Origin of the sequence: Parabacteroides sp. FAFU027 (genome assembly GCF_022808675.1) — a bacterium.
Lineage (GTDB): Bacteria > Bacteroidota > Bacteroidia > Bacteroidales > UBA7332 > CAXXIC01.
Map to the genome: position 1 here is coordinate 204,293 of NZ_JAKZKV010000004.1, position 14,854 is coordinate 219,146.

The following is a 14,854-nucleotide window of genomic DNA, read 5'->3' on the forward strand; positions in this document are numbered from 1 at the left end:
GAAGGTATTCATCAAGGACAATGTCCGTCCCAACTAGGACAGCTCTTGTCCCAAGTAGGACAGCCGTTGCCATAAGTAGGACGGCTTCTGTCCCAGTTAGGACAACCTTTGTCCCAAGTCGGACGAATGCTGTCCCAAGTAGGACGGACTTTGTCCTACTTGGGACGGAGTCCGTCCCAGATGATTTCAATGCAAAACGAGGATGTCTGCCCATTCGGCAAACACCCTCGTTTTTTATATATAAAGGAAAATAGAATCAGCTATTCAGCTTCCATTCAAATCCCTCTTTTGTGTCTTTAATTTCAAATCCTAAAGCGGTCAGCTCATTGCGGATCTTATCGGCGGTAGCCCAGTCCTTGTTGGCTTTGGCTTCGATGCGCATTTGGAGCAGCAGGTCGATGGCCTTGCCGTAAACTTCCAGGTTTGCAGAAGAGCTCTCTTCTGTTTTTGTCATGCCCAGTATGTCAAACAGGAAGAGGTTGAATACAGCCTTCAGTTCTTCCAGGTCTTCCGCTGAAATAGTTGCCGCACCGCTCAATACGGTATTGATGCTGCGAGTGGCATCAAACAGGTGCGATATGACGATCGGACTGTTGAGGTCATCATTCATCGCTTCGTAGCATTTCTCGCGGATACCTTTGACATCAACCGTAGAGGTCGCTGATGGCACCAGTTTGTTGAGGTTTTCGTAAGCCTCCATCAGACGTTGAAGTCCTTTTTCAGAAGCCACAAGCGCCTCGCTGCTGAAATCCACCGTGCTGCGATAGTGCGCCTGGAGGATAAAGAATCGGATGGTCATCGCGCTGAACGGTTGCGAAAGCAGGGCATGATCACCGGAAAAGAACTGCTCCAGCGTAATGAAGTTTCCGAGCGACTTACCCATCTTCTGGCCATTAATGGTAATCATGTTGTTGTGCATCCAGTGCTTCACGGTCTCTTTACCAAGGGCCGCTACCGACTGGGCGATTTCGCATTCGTGGTGCGGGAAGAGCAGGTCCATACCGCCGCCGTGGATGTCGAATTCTTCTCCCAGGTATTTGGTTCCCATTGCCGAACATTCGAGGTGCCAGCCGGGGAACCCTTCGCTCCACGGAGAAGGCCAGTGCATGATGTGCTCGGGTGATGCTTTTTTCCACAGGGCAAAGTCGGCGCTGTTGCGTTTTTCAGATTGACCGTCGAGTACACGGGTGGTGTTGAGTAACTCCTCAATATTACGTCCGGATAGTTTGCCGTAATGGTGGTCTTTGTTGTATTTCTCTACATCAAAATAGATGGAACCTTCGCTTTCGTAAGCGTAACCGGCATCCAGAATCTTTTTCACGAATTCGATTTGCTCAATGATGTGGCCAGAAGCGTGCGGCTCAATGCTTGGAGGCAACACGTTCAGCGCATCCATAGCCTGGTGGTAGCGGTTGAGGTAATATTGCACCACTTCCATCGGTTCCAGCTGGTCGAGCTTTGCTTTTTTTGCGATTTTGTCTTCACCTTCGTCGGCATCGTTCTCTAAGTGGCCCACATCGGTGATGTTGCGCACGTAACGCACCTTATAACCCAGGTGTTTCAGATAACGGAAAAGAAGGTCGAAAGTAATCGCCGGACGGGCGTGTCCGAGGTGTGGGTCTCCATAAACGGTAGGCCCGCAAACGTAGATTCCTACATTCGGTTCATGCAACGGAACGAACTGCTCCTTTTTGCGTTTTATCGTATTGTAAATAGTCAATGGATGATTCATGTCTTGTAAATCTTGAATTGAGCAGCAAAAGTACAAATTTTTAAGGAGAAATCAGACCTAACGGAATGGCGGATAATGCGCCGTCCGTTTATAATTCGTAAGCTATGCGCAATGGGTATAAAGTTCGTTAAGAGGGGATTATTGCCGGACCGATTTTGCGAATTAATGGTTATGTTTGCTTTTATGATAAGTGTAAATGCCCCAATGATTAATCTAAATCGCTGAAATGTCGGGAAAACGCGTGCTACTGGGAATGAGCGGCGGGACAGACAGTTCCGTTTCCGCGCTATTGTTGAAAGAGGCCGGCTATGAGGTGACCGGCGTGACTTTTCGTTTCCTTTCATCCAATTTTGATGCCGCTTTGGCCGATGCTGCCGAGATGGCGGAACGGGTGGGCATATCTCATTTTGTATATGATGCCACCGATGTTTTTCAGGAAAAAATAATCTCCTATTTTATCGATGAATATTTGCAGGGAAAGACCCCAGTTCCGTGTGTGCTTTGTAACAACTGGCTGAAGTGGCCGTTGTTGGCCAAACTGGCCGACGAGCGCGGCATTGAATACATCGCCACCGGCCATTATGTGCAGACAGAATGTGACAGAGACCACCATTACATCATTTCCGGAACCGACCCGGACAAAGACCAGTCTTTCTTCCTGTGGGGCCTTCAACAGGATATTATCCGTCGCATGGTATTACCCTTGGGGAATATGACGAAGGTCGCTGTGCGCCAGCTGGCAGAAGAGCGCGGCTTTCGCAAAATATCGAAAAAGAAGGACAGCCTCGGTGTATGCTTTTGTCCGGGCGATTACCGTGATTTTTTGAAGCAAAAGGTTGACTTAAAGACTATCCAACCCGGAAGCTTTGTCGATTCCAAAGGGAACTTTTTGGGAAAACATGCCGGCTTTCCGTTTTACACCGTCGGGCAACGCCGGGGATTGGGGCTAAATCTCAATCAGGCTGTTTTTGTTAAAGATATTCAGCCGGAATCGAACACAATCGTCCTCAGTCCGTTAGATGAATTGTACAAATCGGAGATTCGCTTGAAAGATGTCAATTATGTCCGGGCAGAAGATTTTGCCGGTGAAGTGATTTGCAAGGTGCGTTACCGGAAGCAATCGGCACGTTGTACCGTGGAGTTTCTTTCTGACCGAAAGGCTATCGTCCGCCTGATTGACCGCGAACATTCGCTGGCAGAAGGACAATCCGCCGTTTTCTATCAGGAGAACCGCGTGATTGGCGGCGGCATCATCGAGAGTAGCATGTAGAGACGCAATATTTTGCGTCTCAGAATATTTGAAGTAGACCCATAAACCTTTTTCTATGCTATATATCTACACACCGGTGGTGACACCGCGCATCGAATTTGTCCTGAAGTTTATCTTCAACCGCGTGTTGCAGGTAAATTACGAACTGACCTCGGAGCAAGATTCCTGTGAGCCTTCGCACCAGCCCTTTATCAACTATTCAGAAGAGCATTGCGGAGCCGGAATCTGGATACCTTCTTCCGGAATTTTACAGGAGACAGGTGTGAAGATTATTGCTCCTGAAGTCGGAAACTGGGAGGGGCTTCCAACGTTATTTCCAGAGCCTCAGGGTGATGTGCCGTTTGACCTCTTTGGTGCGGCATTTTACCTGATGACCCGCTATGAGGAGTATTATAACGAGAAATGGGACAAGCACGGACGGTTTGACCACCGGGAGAGTGTCGCATACAAGCATAATTTCCTGCAGCGGCCTGTTATAGATGAGTGGGTGCTGAAGCTCAAGACGATGCTTCATGAGAAGTATCCGGAGCTTCACATCGGAACCCCGAAGTATCAGTTTGTTTCCACCATTGATGTGGACTATCCCTACGCTTATCTCGGGAAAAGCAAATGGATGATGCTGGCAAAGATGGGGATGAAGCTGATGAAGCTCGATTTGACGACCTTCAACCGTATGCTGAGGGTATTGTTTTATCTGGAGAAGGATCCTTATTTTCAGTTTAAATATCTGGATGAATTGCACCACGAGTTGGGCTGCAAATACACCATGTTTGTTCACGTTGGTCCGCTGGGAAAACATGACCGGCACACGATTTACCCGCTCTTTTTCTTCCGCTGTTATTTGCGAAAGCAGCATCATTCGCATGTGATTGGGATTCATCCTTCTTACCATGCCTCATTTAATAAGCTGGAGATATTGCATGAAAAATCGAAGCTGGAACATTATTTGCACAGTCCGGTGGGATGTAGCAGGCATCACTACCTGCGAATCCGGATGCCAAATACCTACAGGGAGTTGAATGATATCGGCATTAAGCGCGATTTTTCGATGGGGTATGCCGGATCACCCGGATTCCGGGCAGGGACATGCCATCCCCATTTCTTCTACGATGTGGAGCGGGATGAAGAGACGCTATTGATGATTCACCCGACCATTCTTATGGATGGAACGCTCAACTTTTACCAGAAGCTTACTCCTGAACAGGGCCTCACCGTCTGCAAAGAGATGGTGGACAAATGCCGCAATGTCAACGGGCAGTTTGTCCTGCTTTGGCACAATAATTCCCTTTCGGATATTGATGAGTGGGCGGGTTGGAAGACAGTCTTTGAAGAGGCTTTGAAATACGGCCGCTCTATCTGACGTTCATCGCCAGAAGCTCATCAATGTATTCGCGTGAATTGGAGAGGCGGGGCACTTTATGTTGACCGCCCAGTTTCCCTTTCTGTTTCAACCAGTCGTGGAAAAGATTTTTCCGCGCCACATCCACTTCCAGTGGGTCGAGGGTCATATTTTTGTAACGTTTGGCCTCGTAGTCGGAGTTTAGCTCCTGAAGCGCTTTGTCCAGGATTCCGGCAAATTCTTCTGCCGATGCAGGCGCTTTCTCAAACTCAATCAGCCACTGGTGTTTTCCCTTGTTGGCCGCCGACATGAAGACCGGGGCCGCCGTATATTCCTTCACCACCGCCCCTGTAGCCGCACAGGCGCGCATCAATCCCTTTTCCGCATTGTCTATCATCAGCTCTTCGCCGAAGACGTTAATGTGGTGTTTGGTTCGTCCTGAGATCTTTATCTTATAAGGATTGGTGGAGGTAAATGTCACCGTATCGCCCAATTTATAACGCCAAAGTCCGCTGTTCGTAGAGATAATCACCGCGTAATTTTTGCCTGTCTCCACGCCCCATAGCGGAACGGCAGTCGGGTTCTCATTTTCCAATTCGTTAAAAGGGATAAACTCGTAGAAGACTCCATAATCAAGCATCAACAGCATCGCGTTGTCAGTAGGGTCATTCTGCAGCGCAAAGAATCCTTCCGAAGCGTTGTAAATCTCCTGATAACTCATATGAGATGAAGGAATCAACGCATTGTATTGCTCGCGGTAGGGGGCGAAGCTTACCCCACCGTGGAAGAAAACTTCCAGATTGGGCCACACTTCGGTCAGATACTGTTTTCCCGTCTTTTCAAGCACCCGTTTGATGAGCACCAGCATCCACGATGGAACACCGGAGAGGCTGCGGACATCCTGCTGATAGGTCACTTCGACGATTTTGTCCAGCTTCGCTTCCCATTCGTCCATCAGGATGACATCGCGGTGCGGGGTGCGAATCAGGTCGGTGTAGGCCGGATTATTATGGATCAGTATGGCGGAAAGGTCGCCCACGAAAGTATGATTAATCTGGCTGCTTATCTTGTGGCTGCCTCCCAGTACGAGGGATTTGCCTTCGAAGAGTCTCGATTCGGGATGGTTGTGTCCGTAAAAGGCCAGCGTATCTTTGGCGCCGCGGTAGTGGCAATCATTCAATGCCTCGCTGCTGACGGGGATGAATTTACTCTTATCGTTGGTCGTGCCCGATGATTTGGCAAACCAGGTAGTGTGTCCCGGCCAGAGCAGGTCATTTTCACCTTCCAGCATTCTCTCTACATAAGGCTTAATTTCATCATATCCCTGCAGGGGAACCTGAGCAGCAAAACTTTCATAGCTTCTGATTTGTTCGTAACTATGATGTTTTCCCCATTCTGTAGATTGGGAAAAGTGAGTCAGATGAAGAAGCTGGCGCAATTGAAGTTCTTCAGCGTTTTTGTAGCTTTCTTCAATGGCGTCGATTCTCTTTTTTTGTAATGAAAAAAGAAGCTGGGATAGATTCATGGCTTAAGACTTTATCGCAAATGTAGGTAAAATCAATGAAAATCTTAACCCCATCCGACAGTTTTGGGTGAAAAGGAGATAGAATCCCAAATCTTTATTCCGGGGCTTAATATGAAATTGAATTTATTATGGGGTTTTTGCTTAATACTTGTTGCAATACCATGAATATTTGAACGAAATTGAATCAAAAACGCCCCTTAAGGTCATTTTATAGATTGGAATTGTTGTTTGTGTAGAAAAAGTTAGATATTTTTACGGCTGAAAGAGTAAAATCGAAAGTCATCTTAGTTGTTTAACCAAATAAGTTTTTAAAATGGTAGAGTTGATTGGTACAAATGCAGGCGCTATCTGGGCAGTCCTGAGTGAAAAAGGTGAGTCTGGTTTCAAAGCTCTTAAAAAAGCTACGAAACTTAAAGACAAAGAAGTATGGGCAGCCCTGGGTTGGTTAGCTCGTGAAGGTAAACTGGTCGTTGCAGAAAAAGAAGACGACGTTTACGTGTCATTGGTAGGTTAATTCAAACCCGCTAAAGGAATAAAAAAAGAGGAGGCTTCGGTCTCCTCTTTTTTTGTGTCAGAATCTGGTGTTTATCTTCTCAATTGCAGATATAATCTGGAAGGGCAATCTTTTTATGCTGCTTTTCCAGTTGAGCCTGGAAGTCCAGTAAATCCTTTTTAGCCCTGAAGACAGATTGGGAAAGGATATACACATACTGATTAGAGCTGTTGATTAAAAGATCCAGAGCATCGTCGCTATATTGGTTCACTTCGAAATAACTCCAGCTTTTATTCAGGTATTTGGTGAGATTGGCCCTTATTTCATCTGTAATGATTGCCTCGTGAGTGGATGAATTCAAGAGAAGATCAATCTGCTCCTTAAAGGTCTTCTCAATTGGTTTGAATTTTTCAAGATTTTCCTCGATTACCCGAAACGGAGTAGTCTGACTCATGAATTGGGTCGCATTTCGTACCTGAGTATAATAATCCATCTTTTCATGGTACTCTTTATTTCTGAGTATGAGTGCCTCGTATTTTTCCTTAAAGCAAGTTGTTTCACCCTGTAGCTCGGCTAGTGAAGAGAAATATTCGTGGATTTCGGAAAGCAAATGGTTCAGTTTAGAATTCTTTTCCTCCACTTCTTTTTTCAATTTGTCAGACAGAGAAATGCTATCCGCCGTTTTAAATGTCACTCCATCATAATCGAAGCTTGTGATGTCCTGCTGATTTTGGGAAATATGCTGCAAAGTCTCAATGTCATTTGTTAGCGATACAATGTCGATCGCCAGGTCAATCGAGTCATCGCTGAAGAGTTCGTTGAATGTTTTCTCGCTCGCAGGTCTCTCAGTGGGGATAATTTCAAAATCAGCCGGATTGAAATGATCATAGAATCCGTGGAAAATTGCATCAAATTCAAATTTCTTTTCTTGTTGGATAAACTCTTGCTCGAATTCCTGCATACCGATAGGTGATGGGCTCCATTCTAGTTCGATCCCATTAAATAAAACCTCTGAAACTCTTTCCTGGACGGCATTTGTATCACTCAGTAATGAGTTTGCCTGTTTATTATCTGGTTGTAATTGAGGAATATTTAGTTTACTGATTGCTTTGACCCGATCATACATGTTGGGGTGAGTGTCCCAGTTGTTTTTGATGTGAAGTTTTGACTGGCGAAACCGGTTCAGATTCTGAGTCGTAATGTGAGGCAATCCATGACGGTTGGGGATTCTGTTCTGTTTTGCCAGCGAATCAAGCAAAGTCTGGTGTACTCTGAAAATATTGACGGGGCGGGCAGGAGTCCCGGGTCGGTTACAGAAGTAATTAATGGCAGAGTTCAGGCTCTGATCCGAAGGCTCAAGTCGAAGCAGAGCCGATGAAAATGTTTTGGAGCCAACAACATTCGCAGCTACTTCATCTGCATGAAATTCCATCTCGCGGGAGAGTTTCAGGTAATTCAGATTGAGTATCCGGTAAACTTTCCGGAGTACCCACTGGATTCCTTTGATAATCCACAAGGCTAATGAGACAAAGGGGGCGAAATACTGGCTGTGAGAAGCCCACATTTCAGCCATATCAACGTATGACTCATTCTCAAACAGCATATTATAGATCACCCGGTTGGTATTATTTACATAACTGCCCACCTTCATGCTCCGCTGGGAAAAATGACCGAACTCATGCGCCAGAATCCCTTTAAACTCTCCGATAGTAGTTGTGTTAATAAGACCTACTCCGATCATCAGATTTTTCCGGACGGGAAGAAACATACTCCAGAAGGATGAACTGTAAAATACAGCCGCGTTGACCTCGGGTGTGAGATATACTTTTCTGGGGGACTGAGTCTGCACCTCATTTACCACTTCACTGATCAGTTTGAATAGAGCCGGCTCTTGTTTAGGCTTAATCTCAATCAGGTTAGAGTAATCTGTTTTATTTCTTTGGAAAATAAACTTCAACAAAAAGATGAGAATGAGGATCCCTGCGCTGATTAGTCCGATTCCCCCCATGATGGTGACCACCATAGGCTTTAACCAGATCAGGTAAAGACCGGCAGCGCCAAAGAGCAGGGTGAGAATAATGGCCAGCGATATCAATGTAATGTAGGTAACTGCAAAGAGGCCAATGGATAAGATAGAGCGATAGGCAGATTGCCTGAATTCGGGTGAAACTTGGATGTTGTTCATCGGATTAGTCCTTTATGTGATTATTAAATAGTCTGATATCAATGATTAATAGCAACAATACAATGGGTATTGTTGCAAATGTATATAAAAATTATGTTTGAGATTCGGTTTTTATTTGCAAAAACGGGATTTTTATCGGATGAAATTAATATTTGTATGATGTGTTGTTTGATTTGAAAAATAATTTAATAGATTTGCGAATGAAATGAATGTTTAAAGTCTGTGTGTAGTATTTGTATAAAACACACTTTATGCTTTCCATTTGAATATGAATATTTTCTACTAAAGCAGCATACGCTATTACTTTAATAGAAGAGGGGAATAATTACTAATGACGTATTTATTTACAGGCAAAATAGTCCGCAATTAAAGAATAAAAGATTCCGGTGTAGACGGCAAACAATCCGGCTCGGGGATAAAAGTTTTATGCTTGAGCGGCAGAGAGTTATTCTTTGGCCGGAGTCATTTACCTCTAAGCGGAAATGAATCCTTCTTAAGCCGGAAACATTTACACTCAGGCGACAAAGATTTACTCCGAAGCGGGAAAGAATTATTCTCAGGAATCAGAGTTTCCCGCTTAAGCGGCAAGCATTTATTCTTAAGCGGTAAAGTTTTACTCCCGGGAATCAAAGTTTTACCCCCGGGAATCAAAGTAAATAGTCAAAAGAAAAATCTATTATGATATGTTTGTAAGTGTCTGTATTATAGTTGCATATATGTTTAACTCAATTAAAAGCTAAGAAATGGCAGATTACATTCCTCAGTCCGACGCCGAATATGATATTTGGCAGGACAATTTGGTTTTGATTGTATTGGCGAGCGCAGCCGGTTGGGGTATTCCTACAGAGGATGTCCAAGAGGTTACTGACGCTCAGTCATTTTGGAAAACTGCTTTTGCCAAAGCAAGCAATAAGCAGAACCGGACCTCCGCCGATGTGGCGGCTAAAGAAGACGCCCGCAAGGGATATGACAAAGTATTGCGCACTTTCATTGCACAATGGCTGGCGAGCAATACCAAAGTAACTGACAGCGATCGCATACGCATGGGATTGTCTGTAAAATCAACCACGCGCACGGCTACTCCTAAGCCATCCAGTGCTCCCGTGGGAAATATTGATTTCTCTGTCCGTTTGCAGCATTTGCTTCATTTCTTTGATGAAAGCACTCCGCGCAGCAAGGCTAAACCAACAGGAGTTCATGGTTGCGAAATCTATTACAAGATTGATGGTGCATCGCCAACGGATGAGTCGGAAATGATCTTTGTGGCTACCAGTACAGCAACGCCTTTTACCATCAACTTCGAGGGTAAGCATGCGGGAAAGATTGTTTACTATCGTTTTCGCTGGGTGAATTCCCGTGGCGAACGCGGCCCGTGGAGCAGCGTAATCAGTGCGACTATAGTGGGATAGAAGGAGCTTCCCTGCTAATTTGGATTTATTCATTCCTCCGGGCTGTAGGGGCCGGGGGAATGAATTCTCTTTTATAGGGAGTCGATTTAGAGCTTGATTAAAATGTTCTAATTTAGAAGACGTTTCTCTTTATAGATTATTTCAGTTTAAAAGGATATTACACTATCCATTTGTGTGATTGCGAAATCTAATTCAAATATTCATGAAAACATTTACCTCCTTGCATTTTTTTCTTGTGATAATTACATTCTTAACGATACTACAGCCATTACTTTATTCAGCGTCGCCAGTTACTAAATATTCGGCTCTGCCAGAAAAAGTGAAAATGTTTAATACAGATAATCTTATTAATGTTGGTAAGAAAGAAGGGATAGCAGCAATTCGTAAATATATTGATCCTTTTGAACTGGCAATAGTAGATTCTATGTATGCGTCAAAGTTAATAGAGATAGAGTTTGCTAAAGGATTTTATGGAAGACATTACCAGCGATCAGAAATTCACACATTTGATTTGCCTAAATATACACTTCAGATCGCAGATGAATTTTATAATCCGGAAGCAGGGAGAAAAATATTTGAATATTATTGTCGGGTTCCCAAGTTTATAAAATCCGATACATTATATTATATGTATAATGATTTAAGCAGTTATCTCAAGATTCTTGTGAAATACAAATCCCCCCGAATCATCCAACGCTTGAAAAGGGATTATTATACCTGGATCCGGTTAATGAAAAAAGCACCCAAAAAGAAATATTTGACATTTGAGGAAAGACGGAAGATTTCATTTGAAGAATCTATGAAGTTTAAACCTTCTGATCTTTACGTAGATTGTCATTTTACTGCATTTCAGATTGCCGAAGCTTTACATTATATGAAGATCAAAGGTTTTGATAATTCTTTAGTTGAGGAGTTGAAAAGAGAACAATCATATCCTTTTGCTCAAGGATATGAATTCCCAAATCCTTATCCGGTTGCATATAATTATTCAAAACTGAATGGCAATATATTTAAACTCAAAACAGATATAACCTCCATCAGAAAGGATTATAAATTAATTGTCGGACTAATCAAAGCGGAATATGTAGCTCATAGCAGATACAATAATATAGAAATTATTGAGAATGGAAGAAATGCATATATAACAATTGGAAGTGGTGATGGCATGGATTCTTATTTAGTAAAGTTGTTGAATAGAAGAACTATTGCTGTTTATTATATTTCATCTGTCATGGAATAATTGATAGAATATTGATTTTGGAGATTTTTATTACCAGATCACATTCTATTATTGTGTTCTTAAAATTGGAGGCTATTTAAACGAATAAGCTAACTTCTTTAAAGAAGAGAATAAAGAGCTGTCGAATTCTTCCCCCACATTCCCTATCTTTACACCTTCAATTTTCAATCCCTGATTTATGGCAAAGACCAAGACCGTATATGTCTGCTCGCAGTGTGGAGTCGATTCCCCGAAATGGGTGGGCAAATGTCCTTCGTGTGGAAGCTGGAACAGCTATGTAGAGGAGGTGGTGAGCAAATCCCCCGCCGTGCAGCGCAGCTATACCGGCGCAGAGACGCTCAAATCAAAACCCCGTAAGCTCAACGAGATAGAAACCAATCACGAAGAACGGCTCAACATGCACGATGAGGAGCTGAACCGTGTGCTCGGGGGCGGCATGGTGATGGGTTCACTGGTGCTGCTCGGCGGAGAACCGGGCATCGGGAAGTCCACGTTGCTGTTGCAGACGGTTTTGAAAGTACGGGGGAAACGGATTCTCTACGTCTCCGGTGAAGAGAGCGCGCGCCAGCTCAAGATGCGGGCGGAGCGTCTCGGTGCATCGCCGGACCACGACCTCTATATCGTGTGCGAAACCTCCCTGGAGGAGATCTTCGTGCATGTCAAAAACATCGATCCCGAGCTGCTGATTATCGACTCGATTCAGACCATCTCGACCGAGGTGGTGGAATCATCCCCCGGTAGCGTATCGCAGGTGCGCGAGTGTGCGGCATCGTTGCTTAAGTATGCCAAGGAATCCGGTACGCCCACCCTCTTAATTGGTCATATTAATAAGGAGGGAAGCATTGCCGGACCGAAAGTGCTGGAGCATATTGTGGATTCGGTATTGCAGTTTGAGGGGGACCAACATTATATGTACAGAATTCTTCGCTCCATCAAGAACCGCTTCGGAAGCACAGCCGAACTGGGCATTTACGAGATGCGGCAGGATGGTCTTCGTGAAGTGAGTAATCCTTCCGAACTGTTATTGACCCAAAATCACGAGGGGCTGAGCGGCGTCTCCATCGCGGCGGCCATCGAAGGCGTGCGGCCGTTTCTGATCGAAACGCAAGCGTTGGTGAGTACGGCGGTGTACGGTACGCCCCAACGTTCGGCCACGGGCTTCGACCTGCGACGCATGAATATGCTGTTGGCAGTGTTGGAAAAACGGGCGGGATTCAAACTGGCACAGAAGGATGTTTTCCTCAATATTGCCGGAGGCTTGAAGGTAAACGACCCGGCCATCGACCTTTCGGTACTGTCAGCCGTCTTATCTTCCAATCTCGATGTGCCGGTGGAACGGTTGGTTTGTGCCACGGGCGAAGTCGGTCTCTCCGGAGAAATCCGTCCGGTCAACCGCATCGAGCAGCGCATCCTCGAGGCACAGAAACTCGGCTTCCAGCGCATCATTCTTCCGGCTGACAACCTCAAGGGACTTGACCGTAAGAAATTCACCATCGAAACCGTACCGGCGAAGAAGGTGGAAGAGGCGTTCCGTGCGTTGTTTGGATAAAATCTCTATATCTGAAAACGCTGACAGGTGCTCGCACGCTGTCAGGTTTGTCGGTTGAAATAATAGACTTCCATTAAAATACAAGTAAAATCAAGGTTTCCATCCTACAAGATGGTTGACTGATGGAACAATCATTCGAATAGCACAGACCTGTCAGCGTGCTTGCACCTGACAGCGTCAGGAAACAAAATAATTTATCACTCCCCAATGAAAAAAACGTGGATCATCCTCTTGATCTGTTTGCTGGCCTTTGGCGTGATCCTTTGGGCGCAACGCAAAAAAGAGGCAACCCCAACTGCGCTGGAACTTCCGGCGATCAGCGCCAACGATGAAATAGTCAAACATACCGGTTACACACTCTCCTACAACGAAGCGAATGAGCAAGCCAATTGGGTGGCATACGAGCTGACCGCAGAAGAGACCCAAAAGGCTTTCGAGCGCACCAATAAATTTATTCCCGATCCCGAAGTGCCTACCGGTTCAGCCGATGATGCCGATTACCGGGGCTCGGGTTATGACCGCGGACACCTGGCTCCCGCAGCCGATATGGGTTGGTCTGAAACCACGATGCGTGAGTCTTTCTATTTCAGCAATATGTCTCCGCAACGACCGGAATTCAACCGGGGCATCTGGAAAGAGCTCGAAGAGCAGGTGCGCAACTGGGCGAGGGATTACAATAAAATATATGTAGTGACCGGTCCGGTTTTGGAGGAAGGACTTCAGACAATCGGACATGACCACGTTTCCGTTCCCAAAGCCTATTATAAGGTAATATTGGATTACAACGGTTCGGAACCTAAGGGGATTGGCTTTATCTTGCCGAATGAAGGCTCATCGCGACCGGTTTCTTCCTATGCGGTAACGATTGATAGCGTGGAGAAGGTGACGCATCTTGACTTCTACCCGGCTTTACCCGATGCACAGGAGAAAAAGATCGAAAGCACTCTCTGCGTCAGTTGCTGGAATTGGGAATCTACATCGACCCGAAGCGTTCATTCTTCCAAACCAACGAAATCCACTCAGGGAAATACAACCGGAGAAAAAGTCCAATGCCACGGCATCACCAAAGCGGGCAACCGATGCAAAAACATGACGACCAATCCTTCGGGGTATTGCGTTCATCATGAATCACAGGCCAATCAACAATAAGTAATAACAATCAACGAAAATACAAGACATGCAATTTCCTCCTTTTCTCAAACCTGGCGATCAGATTCGCGTAATTTCTCCTTCCGGAAAAATAGATCCAAACCTGGTAAACGGAGCCATTGACCGGCTTTACCTCTGGAACTTCAATCCTGTTGGTGGCCGTTACGCCAAAGGCGCTTACGGACGCTATTCGGGAACAGTTGACGAGCGGTTGTACGATTTGATGGAAGCGCTTTACGATCCGGCGGTGAAGGCGATTGTGTGCAGTCGCGGGGGATACGGAGCCATTCATCTGCTTGATTTGGTCGATCCCGAAGTAATTCGCCAGAATCCCAAATGGCTGATTGGCTTCAGTGATATTACCGCAATCCATGCCCTGATGCAAAATGCCGGGGTGGCCTCGCTGCATGCCCCGATGGCCCGCCATTTAGCCGAAGAAGATGATTTTTCAGCGGCAGCTTTGAAGCAGATTTTGATGGGTGAGATTCCCGGATATACCATCGAGAATCATCCGCTTAATCGTGAGGGAGAAGCAACCGGTATCCTGCGTGGTGGAAACCTCTCTGTTCTGGCTGGATTGCGCGGTACAAAATACGATTTCCCGGTTGAGAATACCATCCTTTTTATTGAGGAGATTGGAGAGGAGCCTTATCATGTTGAACGGATGCTTTACAACTTGAAAATGAGTGGTGTACTGGCAAAACTCTCCGGTCTGATTGTTGGACAGTTTACCAATTATGAGGAAGACAAAGGCATGTTTAAATCACTTTACGAGATTATCTACGATACAGTAAGTGAATATGACTATCCGGTACTTTTCAATTTTCCGGTGGGACACGTTGCCGAAAATTATCCCCTTATCTGCGGGGCAAAGGCGACGTTAAAAATCGGTAAATCGTCAACGCTTTCTTTTTCATTGTCTGAATAATAGGAAAAAAGCCATGGCGGGGGAGGTAAAATCTT

General features: G+C 45.3%; 11 protein-coding genes. 8 read left to right on the top strand and 3 right to left on the bottom strand.

Annotated elements, in window-relative coordinates:
• Positions 1-256: 256 nt before the first annotated feature.
• A complete protein-coding gene (gene cysS, locus MLE17_RS08240) occupies positions 257-1,732 on the bottom strand; it encodes a cysteine--tRNA ligase (RefSeq protein ID WP_243348290.1) in 1,476 nt (491 codons plus the stop codon).
• A gap of 226 nt (positions 1,733-1,958) precedes the next feature.
• Here cysS and mnmA point away from each other — a divergent pair, with 226 nt between their 5' ends.
• Both mnmA and MLE17_RS08250 read left to right on the top strand, forming a co-directional pair.
• Complete coding sequence (mnmA, locus tag MLE17_RS08245) at positions 1,959-3,002, top strand: tRNA 2-thiouridine(34) synthase MnmA (RefSeq protein WP_243348291.1); 1,044 nt, start codon at positions 1,959-1,961, stop codon at positions 3,000-3,002.
• A 55-nt stretch (positions 3,003-3,057) separates the two neighbouring features.
• A complete protein-coding gene (locus MLE17_RS08250) occupies positions 3,058-4,362 on the top strand; it encodes a polysaccharide deacetylase family protein (protein WP_243348292.1) in 1,305 nt (434 codons plus the stop codon).
• Here MLE17_RS08250 and MLE17_RS08255 read toward each other — a convergent pair.
• Positions 4,355-5,866 carry a GH3 auxin-responsive promoter family protein gene (locus tag MLE17_RS08255; RefSeq protein ID WP_243348294.1) on the bottom strand — a complete coding sequence of 504 codons (1,512 nt, stop codon included), beginning with the start codon at positions 5,864-5,866 and terminating at the stop codon, positions 4,355-4,357. The genes MLE17_RS08250 and MLE17_RS08255 overlap by 8 nt on opposite strands.
• A 313-nt stretch (positions 5,867-6,179) precedes the next feature.
• Between MLE17_RS08255 and MLE17_RS08260 the strand changes: the two genes are divergently transcribed.
• The gene (locus tag MLE17_RS08260) at positions 6,180-6,380 is read left to right on the top strand and encodes a winged helix-turn-helix domain-containing protein (protein WP_243348295.1); all 201 of its coding nucleotides are present in this window, start codon (positions 6,180-6,182) and stop codon (positions 6,378-6,380) included.
• A gap of 79 nt (positions 6,381-6,459) precedes the next feature.
• Here MLE17_RS08260 and MLE17_RS08265 read toward each other — a convergent pair whose 3' ends face one another.
• Positions 6,460-8,544, bottom strand: a complete 2,085-nt coding sequence (locus tag MLE17_RS08265; protein WP_243348296.1) for a M48 family metallopeptidase — start codon at positions 8,542-8,544, stop codon at positions 6,460-6,462.
• A 743-nt stretch (positions 8,545-9,287) separates the two neighbouring features.
• Between MLE17_RS08265 and MLE17_RS08270 the strand changes: the two genes are divergently transcribed.
• From MLE17_RS08270 to MLE17_RS08290, 5 genes are all read left to right on the top strand, one after another.
• On the top strand, positions 9,288-9,953 hold the full coding sequence (locus MLE17_RS08270) for a hypothetical protein (protein ID WP_243348297.1): 666 nt from the start codon (positions 9,288-9,290) through the stop codon (positions 9,951-9,953).
• 202 nt (positions 9,954-10,155) lie between these two features.
• Positions 10,156-11,193, top strand: coding sequence for a hypothetical protein (locus MLE17_RS08275; RefSeq protein ID WP_243348298.1), 1,038 nt, complete (start codon positions 10,156-10,158; stop codon positions 11,191-11,193).
• Between the two features lie 178 nt (positions 11,194-11,371).
• Positions 11,372-12,742 (top strand): DNA repair protein RadA, encoded by a 1,371-nt coding sequence (gene radA / locus MLE17_RS08280; RefSeq protein WP_243348299.1) that lies wholly within the window; start codon positions 11,372-11,374, stop codon positions 12,740-12,742.
• A gap of 207 nt (positions 12,743-12,949) precedes the next feature.
• Positions 12,950-13,891 (top strand): DNA/RNA non-specific endonuclease, encoded by a 942-nt coding sequence (locus MLE17_RS08285; RefSeq protein WP_243348300.1) that lies wholly within the window; start codon positions 12,950-12,952, stop codon positions 13,889-13,891.
• Between the two features lie 28 nt (positions 13,892-13,919).
• Positions 13,920-14,819 (top strand): LD-carboxypeptidase, encoded by a 900-nt coding sequence (locus tag MLE17_RS08290; RefSeq protein ID WP_243348301.1) that lies wholly within the window; start codon positions 13,920-13,922, stop codon positions 14,817-14,819.
• Positions 14,820-14,854: the final 35 nt, after the last annotated feature.